The 16,788-nt window shown below is 61.5% G+C and carries 19 protein-coding genes; 14 read left to right on the top strand and 5 right to left on the bottom strand.

The window, feature by feature from the left end:
- Window positions 1-70: 70 nt before the first annotated feature.
- From RA302_RS29080 to RA302_RS29090, 3 genes are all read left to right on the top strand, one after another.
- Window positions 71-1,018, top strand: coding sequence for a recombinase family protein (locus RA302_RS29080; RefSeq protein ID WP_166503017.1), 948 nt, complete (start codon window positions 71-73; stop codon window positions 1,016-1,018).
- Between the two features lie 134 nt (window positions 1,019-1,152).
- A complete protein-coding gene (locus RA302_RS29085) occupies window positions 1,153-1,473 on the top strand; it encodes a hypothetical protein (RefSeq protein WP_030537340.1) in 321 nt (106 codons plus the stop codon).
- 135 nt (window positions 1,474-1,608) lie between these two features.
- Window positions 1,609-2,889 carry an IS256 family transposase gene (locus RA302_RS29090; RefSeq protein WP_338478803.1) on the top strand — a complete coding sequence of 427 codons (1,281 nt, stop codon included), beginning with the start codon at window positions 1,609-1,611 and terminating at the stop codon, window positions 2,887-2,889.
- Here RA302_RS29090 and RA302_RS29095 read toward each other — a convergent pair.
- Entirely contained in the window at window positions 2,849-4,147 is a 1,299-nt protein-coding gene (locus RA302_RS29095) for an IS110 family transposase (protein WP_338478805.1), read from the bottom strand. The genes RA302_RS29090 and RA302_RS29095 overlap by 41 nt on opposite strands.
- Window positions 4,148-4,368: 221 nt before the next feature.
- On the opposite strand from RA302_RS29095, the gene RA302_RS29100 reads away from it, so the two are divergent.
- From RA302_RS29100 to RA302_RS29125, 6 genes are all read left to right on the top strand, one after another.
- On the top strand, window positions 4,369-4,914 hold the full coding sequence (locus RA302_RS29100) for a DnaB-like helicase N-terminal domain-containing protein (RefSeq protein ID WP_030537343.1): 546 nt from the start codon (window positions 4,369-4,371) through the stop codon (window positions 4,912-4,914).
- Window positions 4,911-5,138, top strand: a complete 228-nt coding sequence (locus tag RA302_RS29105; RefSeq protein ID WP_030537344.1) for a hypothetical protein — start codon at window positions 4,911-4,913, stop codon at window positions 5,136-5,138. Before RA302_RS29100 ends, RA302_RS29105 begins: the two co-directional genes overlap by 4 nt.
- 9 nt (window positions 5,139-5,147) lie before the next feature.
- Window positions 5,148-5,315 carry a hypothetical protein gene (locus RA302_RS29110; protein ID WP_166502855.1) on the top strand — a complete coding sequence of 56 codons (168 nt, stop codon included), beginning with the start codon at window positions 5,148-5,150 and terminating at the stop codon, window positions 5,313-5,315.
- A 69-nt stretch (window positions 5,316-5,384) separates the two neighbouring features.
- Window positions 5,385-5,603 (top strand): hypothetical protein, encoded by a 219-nt coding sequence (locus RA302_RS29115; RefSeq protein ID WP_030537345.1) that lies wholly within the window; start codon window positions 5,385-5,387, stop codon window positions 5,601-5,603.
- Between the two features lie 69 nt (window positions 5,604-5,672).
- The gene (locus RA302_RS29120) at window positions 5,673-6,020 is read left to right on the top strand and encodes a hypothetical protein (protein ID WP_030537346.1); all 348 of its coding nucleotides are present in this window, start codon (window positions 5,673-5,675) and stop codon (window positions 6,018-6,020) included.
- Window positions 6,017-6,259 carry a hypothetical protein gene (locus tag RA302_RS29125; RefSeq protein ID WP_030537347.1) on the top strand — a complete coding sequence of 81 codons (243 nt, stop codon included), beginning with the start codon at window positions 6,017-6,019 and terminating at the stop codon, window positions 6,257-6,259. Before RA302_RS29120 ends, RA302_RS29125 begins: the two co-directional genes overlap by 4 nt.
- Window positions 6,260-6,389: 130 nt before the next feature.
- On the opposite strand, the gene RA302_RS29130 is transcribed toward RA302_RS29125, so the two are convergent.
- The 3 genes from RA302_RS29130 to RA302_RS29140 form a co-directional block, all read right to left on the bottom strand.
- Entirely contained in the window at window positions 6,390-6,965 is a 576-nt protein-coding gene (locus RA302_RS29130) for a hypothetical protein (protein WP_030537348.1), read from the bottom strand.
- Between the two features lie 127 nt (window positions 6,966-7,092).
- The gene (locus RA302_RS29135; protein ID WP_330890121.1) at window positions 7,093-7,491 is read right to left on the bottom strand and encodes a M12 family metallo-peptidase; all 399 of its coding nucleotides are present in this window, start codon (window positions 7,489-7,491) and stop codon (window positions 7,093-7,095) included.
- Window positions 7,492-7,680: 189 nt separating this feature from the next.
- On the bottom strand, window positions 7,681-8,265 hold the full coding sequence (locus RA302_RS29140; protein WP_166502858.1) for a hypothetical protein: 585 nt from the start codon (window positions 8,263-8,265) through the stop codon (window positions 7,681-7,683).
- A gap of 840 nt (window positions 8,266-9,105) precedes the next feature.
- Between RA302_RS29140 and RA302_RS29145 the strand changes: the two genes are divergently transcribed.
- A complete protein-coding gene (locus RA302_RS29145) occupies window positions 9,106-10,260 on the top strand; it encodes an epoxide hydrolase family protein (protein WP_030537351.1) in 1,155 nt (384 codons plus the stop codon).
- Window positions 10,261-10,299: 39 nt separating this feature from the next.
- Here RA302_RS29145 and RA302_RS29150 read toward each other — a convergent pair whose 3' ends face one another.
- Window positions 10,300-10,884 (bottom strand): WYL domain-containing protein, encoded by a 585-nt coding sequence (locus RA302_RS29150; RefSeq protein ID WP_196248302.1) that lies wholly within the window; start codon window positions 10,882-10,884, stop codon window positions 10,300-10,302.
- 337 nt (window positions 10,885-11,221) lie between these two features.
- Between RA302_RS29150 and RA302_RS29155 the strand changes: the two genes are divergently transcribed.
- From RA302_RS29155 to RA302_RS29170, 4 genes are all read left to right on the top strand, one after another.
- Complete coding sequence (locus RA302_RS29155) at window positions 11,222-12,268, top strand: MFS transporter (protein WP_030537352.1); 1,047 nt, start codon at window positions 11,222-11,224, stop codon at window positions 12,266-12,268.
- 172 nt (window positions 12,269-12,440) lie between these two features.
- Window positions 12,441-14,123 (top strand): Mu transposase C-terminal domain-containing protein, encoded by a 1,683-nt coding sequence (locus tag RA302_RS29160; RefSeq protein WP_030537353.1) that lies wholly within the window; start codon window positions 12,441-12,443, stop codon window positions 14,121-14,123.
- 4 nt (window positions 14,124-14,127) lie between these two features.
- Window positions 14,128-15,093, top strand: coding sequence for a TniB family NTP-binding protein (locus RA302_RS29165; RefSeq protein ID WP_225320204.1), 966 nt, complete (start codon window positions 14,128-14,130; stop codon window positions 15,091-15,093).
- Window positions 15,090-16,328 carry a TniQ family protein gene (locus RA302_RS29170; protein ID WP_030537355.1) on the top strand — a complete coding sequence of 413 codons (1,239 nt, stop codon included), beginning with the start codon at window positions 15,090-15,092 and terminating at the stop codon, window positions 16,326-16,328. The genes RA302_RS29165 and RA302_RS29170 overlap by 4 nt, the downstream gene beginning before the upstream one ends.
- Window positions 16,329-16,788 lie beyond the last annotated feature (460 nt).

The raw sequence follows: 16,788 nt of genomic DNA on the forward strand, positions 1-16,788 counted from the left end.
GCTCATCCCTGTCTGAAACTCGTGTCGTAAAACTATGTCGAATAACCCTGACGTCGGGTATTTTCGACAGATGTTGTTCGGTTACGCACGAGTCTCCAGTGCAGATCAGAATCCCGCTCACCAAGTCGACGCGTTGGCGCGGGCGGGCGTCGAGGTCGAGAACATTCATGTCGATCACACCGGCGGCGCGAAGGCGTCACGGCCACAGTTGGATGCTGTTCTGCAGCGAATGCGCGACGGTGACACGCTGGTGATCACCCGCCTCGACAGGCTGGGCCGGTCGGTTCTGCATCTGATCACGCTCGGTGCCGATCTGCGTGGGCGGGGGATCGGGTTGAAAGTCCTCGAGCAGGGAATCGATACCGCCACCGCCGAAGGTCGGGCGATGTTCGGGATGCTGTCGGTACTCGCGGAACTTCAGCGTGAGCTGATTGTGGCGAACACTCGGGACGGCTTGGCTGCTGCGCGGGCGCGCGGCAGAAAGGGCGGGCGTCCCTCGAAGCTCACCGACGATCAAATCGCACTTGCTCAACGGCTGTACGACGCCGGAGAGAATACGGTCGCGCAGATTGCGGCGATGTTGAACGTACCCCGCACAACCGTGTACGGCCATCTCAACAAGAACAAGTCAGCTTCGACCTCCACAGCGCAACCTCCCGGGGACGTTCCTGTGAATTCTGTTGTACCCATGCGAGTACCGCGCACCTGCCCGACGTGTGGTTACGAGCCGAGTACACGAGCGGAAGCCACTCATCAACGCGGCGACCTGGCCGTTGCATGGCTCCACCCGGATGTCGACGATCCGAATGCGGTCGTCATCCGTTCGCACTGTCGCCATTGCGAACCCGAGCCACCCGCTTTCGACGTCGCGTGCGCCGTATGCGGTGACGGTCCAATTCTTGCCGACACCTTCGCACACGCCGCGACAGTCGAAGGCCTCCCGGTTCCTGTTCAACAATGGCTGACTGCCAGTGGGTGGAATTTGACGCCCACCCTCCTGTGCCCGGACCACCGATGAGAAGCGGCGATATGGATTCATCAGTGAAAACCCAAGCGGACCTGCGTAAACGAATAGTGCACGGTTGGAATACCGACACTCCACCAGTCCCGGCCGCCTAACCACGCACTTTCGCCAGCGAAACGAGGACCACGATGACCGCAGCAGCATTCACCTTCACCCCCGACGCAGACTTCGTCGACCGCGCACTCGACGCCGAGCTCCGCCGCGACAGCGAATCCGTCGACCGCAAACTCCGCACCATGCTCGCCGCCCTAGACGACTCCCTCGCCGGAATCAGTGACGCACGCGAAGAACTGCACACCCTCTACACCGCCCCCGACACGGAAATCGCCGAAGGCGTTGCCGCCCATGACCAAGACATCGCCACTCACCTCGCCGATGCAGCCCGCAACCTCCGTGCGGCCGCCGAGATCCTGCGCAGTCACCGGCAACTCACCTCACCGCGACCCTGACCTCCCATGCCCACTGGCGACAGCAAGGACATCTCAATCTTGTTGTCAAGCAGCAACGACTCCCGTGGGGGACTGTTTCGTAATCGGTGTTTTGGCCCGAGACGCTGAGTGAATGCTCGGCGAGGAGGTGCCGAGATGACGACACTGGAGAATGTGACGAAGAAGAGGGCCGAGCCCTCCGCGGAAGCTGCGGCGGCCGCGGAGTTGGTGCGCCTGGCCAAGGAGCAGGGCCTGTCGCTGACCGGGCCGGACGGTTTGCTCAAGCAGTTCACTAAAACCGTCCTGGAAACCGCACTGAACGAGGAGATGACCGAGCACCTCGGGCACGACAAAAACCAAGCTCCGCCCGATCGGGAGTCTACGAACATTCGAAACGGAACCAGATCGAAAACGGTGCTGACCGAGGCCAGTGGGCATGTCCCGATCGAGGTCCCTCGTGATCGGGAAGGGACGTTCGAGCCGCAGATCGTCAAGAAGCGCCAACGTCGATTGAACGGGGTCGATGAGATCGTGTTGTCGTTGTACGCCAAAGGATTAACGACTGGTGAAATCAGTTCGCATTTCGCTGAAATCTACGGGGCCTCGGTCTCGAAGGAGACCATCTCGCGGATCACCGACAAGGTCCTCGAGGAGATGCAGGACTGGTCTGCCCGTCCGCTCGACGAGGTGTACGCGGCAGTTTTCGTCGATGCGATCGTCGTCAAAGTTCGAGACGGGCAGGTCGCAAACCGGCCGATCTACGCGGCGATCGGCGTCAGTCTCGACGGACGGCGCGACGTGCTCGGATTGTGGGCCGGCACCGGCGGTGAGGGCGCCAAATTCTGGATGTCCGTGCTGACGGACATTCGCAATCGCGGCACTCGGGATGTGTTCTTCCTGGTCTGCGACGGATTGAAAGGCCTGCCGGAAGTCGTCGAGAACGTATGGCCGGCCACGACGGTACAAACGTGCGTCGTGCATTTGATCCGCAACACCTTTCGGCTCTCGGGACGTCAACACTGGGACGCACTCAAACACGATCTCAGACCGATCTACACGGCACCGACCGAGGCTGCCGCTCACGCGGGGCTGGACGATCTCGCCGAGCACTGGGGTGAGAGGTATCCGGCGATCATCCGATTGTGGACCAACGCTTGGCAGGAGTTCATTCCGTTCCTCGATTACGACACAGAGATACGGCGAGTGCTCTGCTCTACCAACGCGATTGAGTCCCTCAATGCCCGCTATCGGAGGGCGGTGAAAGCTCGTGGCCATTTCCCTACCGAGGCGGCTGCGCTGAAGTGTCTGTATTTGGTGACACGTTCGCTCGACCCGACAGGCAAGGGCCAGGCACGATGGATAACGAGGTGGAAGCCCGCTCTGAACGCGTTTGCGATCACGTTCGCCGATCGTTGGCCGGGATCGGAAACTTACTGATGGAAAACCGCCGAAACACCGTTAAAGAGATAGACCCTCCCGTGGCGGGAGGTGAATCATGGTAAATGGTGTTGTCTCGGAGCATGGCCCACAGGACGTTGACGCGGCGGCGGGCGAGGGCGAGGACGGCTTGCTTGTGTGTTTTACCTTCGGAGCGTTTGCGGTGATAGAAGGCGTGCGATTGTGCGCTTCGGCGGGTCGAGATCTGGGCGGAGAGGTACATCGTCCGCAGCAGACCTCGGTGGTATCGCCGGGGACGGCGCAGATTCCCGTTGATCCGTCCGGAATCGCGGGGTTGCGGTGCCAGGCCGGCGAATCCTGCGAGTTGGTCGACGCTGGTGAACGCGGCCATGTCGCCGCCGGTGGCGGCGAGGAATTCCGCGGCCAGCAGTGGACCGAAACCGGGCAGGCTCACGATGATGTCGGCGGAGCGATGTCGGCGAAATCGTTCCTCGATCGCGGTGTCGAGTTCGGCGATTTCCGCGTCGAGGGTGATCACCGCCTGCGCAAGTCGGGCGATCATCTGCGCGGCCACCGTTTCCCCGGGCAGCGAGATGCTCTGCTGCGCGGCCGCTACCGAGGCTTTCTGTGCCAATGCCGCTGCGCCGCGGACGTGCTGCTTACGCAGCCATGCTTCGATTCTGGCGACTCCGGCGCGGCGGATCGCGCTCGGCGTCTGGTACCTGGTCAGCAGCATCAAAGGCCCTTGGTTGGTCAGGGTCAGGGCACGTTCGAGCGTTGGACAGACCTCGAGCAACTGTGCCCGCAGGCGGTTGATCTGCCGGGTGCGGTCGAAGACCACATCGAGGCGGTGACCAGTCAAGATGCGCAGGTCTACAGCGATGTCATCGCCAGGCCGCAGCAGGCCGAGGTCGCGGCGGACCCGAGCCTGGTCGGCGATGACGAACGCATCGCGGGCATCGGTCTTTCCCTCACCTCGGTACCCGGCCGCGGCCCGGTGCATCATCAGGCCGGTCAGGTACGCGACTGGCTGACTGCGGGCGGCGAGCAGTCCGATCACCAAGGCAGCACCTCCTCGATTGAGGTCGATCGCCCACAACAGTTCGCCACCAGCTGCCAGCGTGAGTGCCTCGTCGATCAGAGTCGTCAACGCGGTCTCGTCGTTAGCGATCCGGCTCGAGAACAACCGCTGACCGGCCTCGTCGATCACCACACAGTGGTGATGCTCTTTACCGATATCGATTCCAGCCCACAACTTGTTCGGCACCAGCTTCACCCTTCGATCGATCTGCTCCATCCGTGCGGTTCCCTGGCAACGACCTCCCCGGCTCAGTCCTACAGCAGCGATGGCTCGCGATTCTCAATCAGCAGTCGAGTCGTTGCAGAAGCTGCGGGTGGCCATGTCCTTGAAGCAGTCCGTGCCGCACCAACATGACAGCCATACCCGCAGCTCCCAGGGGCTCTCCGATCTTACGAATGACCGGATCAAACCCGCACCTAAGAAAGTAGGACCCCGACGTGACACTCTCACTGGCCACCGTCCCCGACTTCGACGACCTCACCGACAACGAAGCCGAGATCGACGAATACAGCACCGCCCTCGACGTCGAAGCTCAACTCCTGTGCTCGCTGCTCTGGGCGCCGGCCGAAAGCGCGAAACGTGCCGTCACAGCTCTGAACAGCGCAGACTTCTACCGGCCCGTGAACGCGGCACTGTTCACCGCCATCGAGGAGCTAGTCATTGCCGGCAAACCTCACAACAGTGCCCACGTCTTCACCACCTTGCAGCAAGAAGGACGCACCAGCGGACACCTCGGGAAACAACTCACCAAAGCACTCACCGACATCACCACCATCGGCGTCCCCTCCGCCGAACTCGAGCACAACATCGCCGCCGTTCTCACCCAGGCCTACCGGCGCGGATTCCGCGAAGCAGCACGATCCCTCGCCCAAGCCGCCGAAGAACTCCCCGAAGACCAACTGTTCGAGCACCTGCTCAGCATCGGCCGCGAACGCCGAGCCGCCTCCCAACGCCTCGCCGTCATCCGCGAAGGCAGGCCATGACCGACACCCAGTCGCAGTCGAAACACTGTGCCAGGTCAACACATTTCATCGCCAACATCGCCCTCGGGATCCTCTACCTGGCGCTCGCAGTATTCGTCCTGATCGTCGCCGTCACCGGCACCACCGACGGCCCCGTCCTCGCGGTACTCGCCGGAACAGGGTTGGCCGCGTTGGCATTTCACTACTTCATCGCGGTTCGCACACTCCGCCTCAGTGAAAGGTGAACACCAGTGATGAACGACGACGAACACGACGCCTGGCAACTGCACGACCACGGAGCCAGCTGGGAAGACATCGGCATCGAAATGGGATGCAGCCCCACCGCCGCGCAAACCCTCGCCGCCGCCTACGAGAAACGCACCGACAGCGCTGCAGCCCTCACCCAAAACGCCCTGTTCTGACCGGTCGAGACTGCAATCCCTGTCGGACCTACACGGCACACTCACCGGAAAACGCAGGAGGGAACGCTCATGAACAAGGAGATCACCAACATCCTTGCCCCAGTCGCAGGAGTAGGTGCCGTGGCAGCAGGTGCCGGATTCGTTCTCGGAACACTGATCGGCTGGCTGTTGGTTCCCGACGCAATGAGACCGTGGCAATTCGGCATGATCTTCGCGTTGGTTTCTTTGTTGCTGGTTCTCCTGTGCGCCGCCCCTTACGTATGGCGCCGGTACCGCGGGCAAAGCTAGCAGCGCACTCTTCGGCGCTCGACCACTACGAACCACACCCGAATCACCCACGAGAAGGAGGACAACCGCATGGCTATCGCCGCGATCATCGCCGTAGCAGCACTCTTGATCTGGGGATTCGGATCAATCATCGCCCGACTTGCAGGAGCGATCGCAGTCTTCGAAGGTCTGCTCCGCATCGGCTTCACCGGAAGCACACCCACCGCCTACGCCATCCTCACCGCCGGCCTCGCAATCTGGATGACCGGACACTGGATCTGGGCGTTCAAACACAAAGCCTGGCGCACCCGACTGGCGCTGACCGCCTACAGCCTCCCCGGAATCCACCACCTCGCGCCGATCCCCACCAACCGCACCACCAAACAGGCGCAGCGCACCGCTGTATGGCCGAACAATCACACGGAGATGAACCGATGAGCGAGCAGACCCAAACAACACTCAAAGGCGCCATCAATCAGATCGCTCCTGTCATCGACCTCGGCGAACTACTCGGCCGCCAACGCACGTTGAACACGCCGACGAACGTCGCGGACGCGCAGACATCCTTCACCGCCCACCTCGTCGAAGATGTGATGGGCGGCGCACTCACCGGCGAGGAAAATCGGATCCTCCTTACCGGGATCGAATCGACCCACAGCAAAAGCCCCCGGCCGTGAACATTCTCGAATTCGAGATGAACGAACTCTCGATTTCCTCACGTACAAAAGAGATCTCGCTCCGAAATGTAATTTCATTCCGGAGCGAGATCTAGGCCGATCTGCCAGTGCAACGGCGCGGAGGTTGTCCTCAGCGGGTAGGGGTTGGTGTCACTGTGGTCGTAGGTGGAATCGAGGATGGAACATCGTGGCCACCGTCGGGTTCAGAGTTCACTGGGGGGAGATCCTCGCCGGCGTCCGGAACCTTCCCCTCTGCAATGGCGTCACGCATGTGAGCGACTCCCGCAGGTTCTTCCTGCGGAGCACCGCGCGATCTGCTGTTGTTTTCGAGAACTGACACCTCGTCATCGGTGATCAGTTGGTGCCCCGAATGCGGCACGACGGTGTACCACCCCTCCGACGGTAGATAGCCGGTCGCGAACAGGTAAGACTGACCGACTGTCACCATCTCGTCGTCGTCCAAAAGGACCATCGTTCCGTCCGGTTGCAAACCGCCCTGCTGGTTCACCGTGATGTCTCCACTGACATCGCCCTTCAACACTCCGCCGTCAGCGATGCGAACAAGGAACTGGGTTTCGGGAAACTTGCTCAACGCTTTGGTTCCCGTTTGCTCGATCACCGTACAGACGAATATGGCGTCGGACGCCCCTGCCAACAGCGCCGGATCGGTGATGTCGAATGACCAGCTGGCATCTGAAGACGACATCTCTGGAGCAGCTGAAGGAAAGGAAGTTGGAGTGGCTCCAGGGTCTGACGAACACGCGGATATGGTCAAGGCCGCGAGAGCCATGGCCGAGAATAGGAGACGCTTTCTGTTTCTAATTGGCTTCATCTCAATACCCCCACCGTGAATGGTACGCTTCGCTGTCCATGTTTTGCGGTAAAAATACTGAACTATTGCTGCGCGGGTCCATCAATTGAGACTGGCAATTATGTTCGAAACCCAACGCGTGCCCCATCTCATGGGCCATCACATTTCGCGCATTCGCCGCAGAAACAATTGTCCCTGTGTTCATCTGTAGTGTATCGACGCCGAGGGGATCCCAGTGGTGCAGCCCAGCCCATTTCAGATCCGGGCGATTGGTATCGGATATTTCCAAAGAGATATAGGACGGATTCAGCGGATCGTTCGGCTTAATTTTGATCGGACCTTGGTTTGCCCACGCTGCTATGGCCTGATCAATCTGGGTGGTATAGCTACTTGTCGATACGAAATTGATCGAGCCGGCCACGACGGAATCCTTTCCTGCGGGCATAGTCGGAGTCCGTCGACCTGAGGTCAAGTACTTTCCGTTCGAAAAGTTTTGTCCAGAAGCGCCATAGAGTTCCCACGCATTGTCCGAGTCCGACTGGTTCTGGCACAGATACTCGTCGCTGGTCGGGAACCCGTAGTTCCCGGTCTCCCACCCTTGTGCTCCCCACTAATTCCGGATGTCTCCCCATGTCGCGTAGGCCGATGTGGCACCAAACTTGTAGGTGATTCCGCCGCCTTGGAAGTTGTTGTATCGGCCCCCGACCGCAGGGAGCTCGCGCGTGACCGGATAACCCAAGCGACCACGTTCGTCGTTTCGCTTCTCTGAGAGCGTCGGGCCGTTCTCATATTCTTTATAGTTTCTCGGGGGAAGTGTCAGGTACTTGTTCAGAATGAGACCGCCGACCTGACGCCCCTTGTTCATATCAACATTCGGGCTCCACAGAATCCGGTTTCCGTAACCGAATTCCTGCCAGCGCCCCTCACCGTTGACTCCCGCAAGAAGTTCATCGCTCGTCGGTTCACCGATGCTGGACTGATTCTGTGCGTTGAGGAAATCAAGAAATTCCCGTTCGATGGAACCAAACACCCAGTGGCCATTTCGGAACTGATCGGCGTTTGCAACGCCGGGAGTTGAAGCGATGAGGCCGGCCAGCCCAGCCGCGATGACTACCGTACGGGCCAGATTTCTCACCTTTCGGAAATCTCGTCCAGTTTTTCTTCGACGCCGTGAGAACCTTGAAATTTCGCGCACGTGCCCTCCTGTCGAAATCATGAATCGATCAGAACGAGTCGACGCTAACCGACCGAAGGCGACTTCAAACCAAACGGATGGTCACATTTTGACGACAAATCAGACTGGTCCGTATCTACCGGGAGGGAGAACGTACGCTGTGCACATGAATCCATCCGGGGGTGTAGGACGAGGTTTCTTCAATGCCTCCTCCTTCGTGCTGGCTATTGGCATACTTGGATTGATCGTCAGTTTCGGTGCGACCTCACGGTGGGGGTTCCCAGCCTCTGCGTCAGAGCTCTGCCGAGCAAGTTTGTATGCAAGCGGCACACTTGAAGAAGCGGGGTGGGCATGGATCCCATTTCCCGTAGCCTCTTGCAAGACAGTGGATTTCGATACATCCGCGAATTTCTTCGCACTCGGATGGGGTAACTCGATCGCAGCAGCGGTATCGCTTGCAGTCATTGTTGCGGCCATGAAGGTCAAGCTGAGCCGCGGGCCTGAATCGAAACGACCTCAGTAAGGGGTTCACCCCATCTGTCAGGAGCGGCACCGCTGGCGACGTAGCTCTTAGTGGTTTCCGGGTGCTTTCCAGCGCAACGCCGATCACCAACTTCGATCCGAGGCATGACCGGAAACGAACGTATTCGGCCCACGAATCGGCCCGAATCGGCGCGATCGTGTGAATCGCGGATTTAGGTGGCACGCCTTTTACGGTGATAGCTGTCGCGGGCGCTGTGCCGACCCGCGGCTCCCAAACGATCATTTTCGGCAGGGGGACAGGGTATGTCCTCGTTCGTTCCTAGCGTCGTCGTCGTGGCGTGGTCCATCTGAGCCAGCACGCGATGGAAGGAACTTTGTATGAGTGCAGAAGTACAGCCGTTTCGAATTGACATCCCCGAGAGCTCTGTCGAGGAGCTAAAACGCCGGTTGAGCGAGACCCGGTTTCCGCCGCCGCTGCCTGGTGATGACTGGTCGACAGGAGTGCCGGTCAGCTATCTGCGACGGTTGGTCGCGTACTGGGTTGACGAGTTCGATTGGGCGGAGCAGCAAGCGTCGCTGAACATGCTTCCGCAGTTCACGACTGTGATCGAGGGGCAGACGATCCACTTTGTCCACGTCCGATCGAAGGTTTCGGGCGCGCTGCCGCTGGTGCTCACTCACGGATGGCCGGGGTCGTTCGTTGAGTTCGTGGACCTCATCGGCCCCCTCACTGATCCGGAAGCGCACGGAAGGGCGGCGGCGGATGCGTTCGATGTGGTCATTCCGTCGCTGCCGGGATTCGGATTTTCGAGCCCGGTGGTTGAGGGCGGTTGGGACGCGGCTCGAATCGGGCGGACGTGGGCAACACTGATGGAACGTCTCGGCTACGACCGATACGGGGTACAGGGTGGTGACATCGGTGCTGCCGTCTCTCCCGAGGTCGCGCGAGTGGCACCGTCTCATGTGGTCGGCGTCCACGTTAATGGTTCGATGGGAATGCCGTTGCAGGCTCCCAGCGAAGCAGATCTTGCGTCGTTCACTCCGTTGGAGCTTGACCGTCTGGGGCGGGTTCAGGCGTTCATGCAGGAGGAGTATGGCTACATCGCGATCCAGTCCACTCGACCTCAGACTCTCGCCGCGGGGCTCGTGGATTCTCCCGCTGGCCAGCTTGCGTGGATCATCGATAAGTTCCAGAAGTGGACCGTTCCGCACGAGGAGCTTCCCGAAACGATCATCCCCCTCGATCGAATCCTGACCGACGTCTCCCTGTACTGGTTTACCGAGACCGCGGGCACAGCTGCCTACATCGGGTACGCGCAGCACTCAGCGTGGGGAGCAACTAAGGAGCCCTCCGGTGTTCCCACCGGGGTCATCATGTTCGCTCACGACGTCGGTATTCGCCGCTACGCCGAACTGGAGAACACCATCACTCGGTGGACTGATGTGACCGACCGTGGCGGGCACTTCGCCGCCCTCGAAGAACCGCAGCTCCTTATCGCAGACCTGACGGAGTTCTTCCGGCCTCTCTGCTGACCAGAGTGGGCCGGTCGTGCGATGGCCGGCCCACTCTGGTTAACCTGGCTGCGCTGCGCGAGCAGCTTGCTGCGCTACGTGGACGAACGCGGTCCGTAGCTCGTTGGGTTCTAGCACCTCGATGTCGGCTTGTAGGAGCAGGAGCCATCTGGCGATGGACTCGTAGCTCTCGGCTCCCGCGTGCACGATCGTGGTCCGAGTTGTCTCCTGTTCGATAGCTCCCCATGCCGGCGCAACCCAGCGCTGCACCGTATCCACTGTTGCGTGCACGCGGACGGTGGCGGTCACCTGCTGCCACCCCGCGCTGAGCTGCCGAGTCACCCATTCATCGACGCTCGGGCCGGGAAACGTATGCGATCGGATCGGCATCTGGCTGACGGCGACGTCGGAGATGCGATCGACACGGTACGTCTGCCAATCGTCGGTGTCGACGTCGAAGGCGACGAGGTACCACCGCCGCACTGTGTTGACCATCGCAAGGGGATCAACCCGTCGGTCCTTCGTCGCTCCGTTTCGCTGCGAGTGCTTGAACTCCACTCGACGGCCGAGCAGACATGCTCTTGCCAGCTCACCGAGAACCCCGATGTTGACGACCGGGGAGTCTATTGGTTCGAGACCGTCCACTGGCGCATCGATCGTGACTTTCGCTACCGCATCGATGACCCACCGCACATGAGTGGGCAGTGATGCGAGGAGCTTGCCGAGAGAACTGGCGGTCAGGGTTGGATCAGAGCTTTCCTTCCACCTTCGAAGCGCGAGAGCACATGCCAGCGCCTCATCTGTGGAAAGAAAGATCGGCGGCAGGACCGCCCCAGGTTCGAGAGAGTATCCGCCGTCGACACCGAGACGTGTGTCAACGGGGTACCCCAGATGGCTTTGTCGGCCAATGTTGACGTCGCTTGTTGATAGATCCTGACGTCACTTCGGATCTGGGGTTCCTGCCGCGATTGCATATCGGTGAATGCCAGCGTCACTCACAGCCCGCGGGGAAGGGTCGACGGCATGGCTCGCACTCCTTTCGCAGACCTTTCCTCAGGGCCCAGCTCGCGCGCAAGCGTTCGGCTTATGGGGCGCGGCATCCGGCAGCGGTGGCGCTCTCGGAGTACTTGGCGGTGGAGTCATCGTCGAAACCCTAGGATGGCGGTGGACTCTGCTGGTGAACGTCCCGATCGGGCTCGCACTTCTGGCGTTGCTCATCTTCGGTAACCGGACGCCGCACCCCACCGCACGGCCCCATCTCGACCTGGCCGGCAGCACCGCGTTCCTAGTAGCTACGGCATCACTTGTACTGGCAGTCATGTCGGTTTCGAACTCTTTCACCGCTGCCGGGTGGGCCTTCCTTGGACTGGTCAGTGTCGTCACATTCGTGCTCATCGAGAAGCGCGCGGCATCACCTCTGATCCCTTTTGTAGCGCTCGGTCGAACCGGCGCCTGGCGGCCCGCTACCGCGATGATGTTCATCGGCGGAGCCATGACAGCCACTTTTTACTTCATGACCCTCAACCTGCAGTTGTTCCACCTGCTCAGCCCCCTCGCCACCGGTCTCTCATTCCTTCCCCTATCACTCGGGGCTTTCCTCGCCGCAGCCACCAGTCACCGGCTCCAGCGGCGGCTCGGGACAGACAGAACGACCGCGCTCGGCGCGCTCATCATGACAACCGGTCTGGCCGCGATCTGGGCCTTCTCTGCTGCCCCCTTCCCCGCGGCCCTGATTGCGGCGAGCGGGATCTTCGGCATCGGCATGGGTATCGCACTGGCGTCAATCGCTGACGGCACGACTCACCTGCTCCCCGCAGCACTAGCCGGAGCTGCTTCCGGAGTGCTCACAACCGCGCAGCAGTTTGGAAACAGCTTCGGCCTCGCCATCGTCGCTGCCGCCGACGGGCAGATACCGACCAACCACTACGCCGGAGGGTTCGTATCCACGCTAATCCTCAGCGCTATCGCGCTCGCCCTCCTCGCAACGCACGCCTGGTCGACGCAGAAACTCAGACGTGAATCAGCGTGACGCCAGATCCCGTAAACGACCGTTCATAAGTCAGCCGACACTCTTGTCAGTTTCAGGAGTGCGCGTCATGCTTTCCTGGGGTTTCACCTCCGATTGCAGTCGTCTTCTGACATTCTGAGTGCAGAAGTGCACTGCACAATCGGTCACCCAGGCTGGGCGTTCGGAGGCTGCGATGGACGCGGACAAGTTCGACGTCGCCGAGACCGGTGTGCTGACCGCGTCGGCCGAGCAGTGGGAGCAGGCACGGACGCGGTTTGCAGTGCTCAGCGAACTAGCGGATCGATCCTCGATTGGTACCGCAGTGGTCGAGGATGCAGCGCAGCAGTTGGGGGTCTCGCCGCGGCGTGTGTACGTGCTGCTGTCCAGGCTCCGGAATGGGGGAGGGGCGGTCACCGATCTGTTGGTCTCCGCACCGTCAGGCGGGCGCGGACGCTCCCGCGTGCCGACCGAGGTGGAAGTGGTAATCGCCGAGCACATCAACCGTGACTTTCTGGCTCGCCAGAAGCTCAGTGTCGCTGCGCTGCATCGTCGTATCGCGCTCGCCTGCCGCCGCGCCGGACTCCCGATCCCAGCCCGCAACACAGTCAACGCGCGGATCGCAGCAATGCACCCGGGCCGCGTCGCACGCTCACGTGGCGGACCGGACGCGGCCCGATCGCGGCAATCCGCTGGCGACGTCCCGCCGCCGGTGACGGCCGTTCTGCAACAAGTCCAGATCGATCACACCGTGGTCGATCTGATGATCGTCGACGAATACGACCGGGCACCGATCGGACGTCCGTATCTCACGATTGCCATCGATGTCTTCAGCCGCTGTGTGCCAGGGTTCGTCGTCACACTCGATCCGCCGTCCGCAGTGTCGGTCGGGTTGTGTCTGGGCAGGGTGTGCTCGGACAAGAGCGTACGGATCGACGCTTTGGGCCTTGGCGCGGATGTGCGGTGGCCGATGGGCGGAAAGCCGCACCGCTTGTACGTCGACAACGCCGCCGAGTTCAAAAGCGAAGCGCTCCAGCGTGGTTGCGAGCAGCACGGCATCGACCTCGGCTACCGACCACCCGGCCGGCCGCATTACGGCGGGATCGTCGAACGCATCATCGGCACCGTCATGACCCAGGTCCACGAACTCCCCGGCACCACGTTCTCGAACCCAACGCAGCGGGGCAGCTACGACTCGGAGGGCACAGCAGCACTGGCCTTACAAGAATTGGAACGCTGGCTGATCCTGGCGATCGCGGCGTATCACGCGGACGTGCACGCCGGCCTGAGCCGGAGCCCGGCTGCGCAGTGGGCCAGCAGCATCGACGCCGACCCTGCTCTGCCGACGTCGACAGTGGTGGACGAGACCGCATTCCTGGTGGACTTCCTTCCGGTCATGCGGCGCCGCCTGACCCGGACAGGGTTCGTCATCGACCACATCCAGTACTTCTCCAATGCTTTGAAACCGTGGATCGCCAGGCGAGAGAAGTTGGGGCAGTTCGTGATCCGGCGTGATCCACGAGATCTGAGCAGGGTGTGGGTCCTGGACCCCGACAGCGGCGGCGGGTATGTCGAGGTGCCGTACCGGACTATGTCGCATCCGGCGGTGACATCGTGGGAACACCGCGCAGCGGTCACGCGCCTTCGAGAACACGGCCGAGCGAGCATCGACGAACACGCTCTGTTCGCGATGATCGAGCAGATGCGTCAGATAGCCACGTCCGCGCAGAGGGACACCAAACGAGCCCGACGTAATCGCACTCGCCGTGCCCACCTGAGCAGCATCGCCACACCACCGAACACGCAGAGCCCGCCCGAGCATGATCCAGGCACCGACGACGTGTCGGTTCCGATCTTCGACGACATCGAAGAATGGTGAATCGATGAACAGCGACGCCCGCAGCGCTCCCGAAGGCGACGATGACGACCGTAGCGACGACGACATCGACGTCGATCGCGCGGACCTCACCCACCTGCGAATTTCGGTCAGATCGATCGCGATTCTGCCTGCTGCACAACGCATCAAACACATTCGGGCCGAACGGTGGATCGGGTATCCGCGTGCACAGTCGGTCATCGAGCACCTCGAGACGCTGCTGGGGTGGCCGGATCGACAACGAATGCCGAACATGCTTCTGATCGGACCGACGAACAACGGCAAGTCGATGATCGTTGAGAAGTTCCGCCGTGCACACCCCACTGTCAGCTTGTCCGATCGCGAGCAGATACCGGTGTTGTGTATGCAGATGCCTCCGGACCCGGCACCCGCACGGTTCTACCTGGCGATGCTTGCTGCCCTTGGAACGCCGATCCGGCCACGGAGCCGAGTCCACGAACTCGAACAGCAAGCGATCACGCTGCTGCGAGCGACCGGGGTTCGGATGCTGATCATCGACGAGCTCCACAACGTCCTCGCCGGCCGCGACAACGTGCGCCGAGAATTCCTGAACCTGTTGCGGTTTATGGGCAACGAACTGCGGATCCCTCTCGTCGGAGTCGGTACCCGAGAGGCGTACCTCGCGATCCGCAGTGATGCACAGTTGGAGAACCGTTTTCACCCCATGACGCTGCCGATCTGGACCAACGACACCGACACCCGCTCCCTGCTGGCGAGCTTCACCGCCAGCTTTCCGTTGCGTGTGCCCTCGCACCTGACATCGGCGGAGATGACCGATTACCTCCTCACCCGTTGCGAAGGAACTATCGGCGAACTGGCCATGCTGTTGACCGCGGCCGCAGTGACCGCACTCGAAGCCGGAGAGGAATCGATCACCTCACAGGTGTTGACGCAGACCGCCTACTCCGGGCCCACCGAACGCCGCCGCCAATTCGAACGGCACCTGGCATGACACCAGCCGATGCCCCCGCAGCACGCACAGCGCTCGGCCACAGTGCGCATCCGCGGTGGCCACTGCACCCGAAACCACTACCTGGTGAGACTCTGATGTCGTGGCTGGCCCGGACCAGCGAACTGTATTCGTTGTTCAATACAGCGGACCTTCTCGACGGGCTCAGCGTCGACACCTCGGGCGTGGACCTGGACCGGCACACACCTGAGCCGGTGCTATCCGCGCTTGCCCAGAGAAGCTCCTGTACGGCGGAACGGCTGCGGGAGATGACGTTGGCGGGCTGCACGCCCTGGCTGCTCGACAGCACCGACCCCGCCGAATGCGACTTCGACACCTACGTCCACCAGTTCTCGGTTCTATTGCCACCGGGTCTGGCAATGGCCGATCGACGTCGACGCGCACCGCCCGCCGGCACATGGCTTCCCTGGGTGAGCACGTTGACGACGCGGGCATGCCCTCTCTGTATCGACGACCTCGACACAGACGCCGATATCGCGGTCATGATGGCTCAGCAATACCCGATGCTGTCCAGCTGCACGAAGCATCACTGTGGGCTCGAATTCTGCGCTGTCGTACCCGGCAGCCTGGTCTTCTGGGACAGGACACCAGCAGGTTCGGACGAACACGCAGCACCGATACCGGTCGCGGCGGCCGTCGCGGAAATCGACAGACGCTCCATTGCCGCGTTGACGAGCGGGTCGGTCGAGCTCGGCGGAGGCCGTGTTCATGCAGCGGTGTGGTTCAGGCTGCTGCGCACCGTCGTCGACGAAGTGTCTACACCGCTGGTCCGCACCGGATGGTGGGCGAAGCCACTGAGCGCGATCTGGAAATCGACAGGGCATCCTCGCCCGCTGCGGACATCGTGGGTTCCGTTCGAGGACCTGAGGTGGGACGAGCAAGCAAAAGTCCTTCTCGCAGCGGCGACCGCGATCATCGCGGTCGAGAACGATGAGATAGCCGCGAGCGGAGCTGATGCCTGCCTGCTGCGGCCGCGACGGTACGAGCCGGTCGATCCGGGGACCGCTCCGACGAGGTCTCGTAGTGCGGTACCGGTCCGCAGCGCCTGGGACGGTGTGGTGGCGGCGATCGATGCGGCGGTCGTCGCCGCCCGCGTCGACAGCGATGCCGCCCGATCTTTGTTCGGATTCGCTCGAACGGGGTGCCGGACCGAAGGTGACGTCGATGAGCTGGCCTATGCCTTCGTCGAGCTCGGTATTCGACTGGACTGGGACTGAAGCGCGCGTGATCACCACACGCATCTCTACCTTGGTTTCTACGCGGAAATCGATCGCTGTCCTGACTCAGCGAATCTGATGCCGCAACGAACCTTCGACCAGCGGTGCATCAGATGGCCTGAGTTGCCACGTTCGACATCGGCTCACTGAATCTGATGCGCATGGAAATCTGTTGACTGTCGCCCAGGCCGATTGCACTTCGGTTGCCCTACGCAGCCCTCGCAACGTCGGGCGTGACCTGGGGCCCGCATCAGATTTCCTGCGCCAGGCATCAGATAGGCGCTCCGCCGCATCAGACTTACTGTGTCGGCATCAGATGCAATGAGCCAGGACAATCGCTGCCTGTAGTCACCCACGTTATTTGTGCGGTGACCGACGAGAATTTTCCTTCCCGCACCGTCCCCGCTGAAACGCCTGCTCAGCGTGCATTCGACCTGAGAAGCCTGTCGGGGGTGCTCGC

It is taken from the genome of Rhodococcus sp. DN22 (genome assembly GCF_036669995.1).
Taxonomy (GTDB): domain Bacteria; phylum Actinomycetota; class Actinomycetes; order Mycobacteriales; family Mycobacteriaceae; genus Rhodococcus_F; species Rhodococcus_F erythropolis.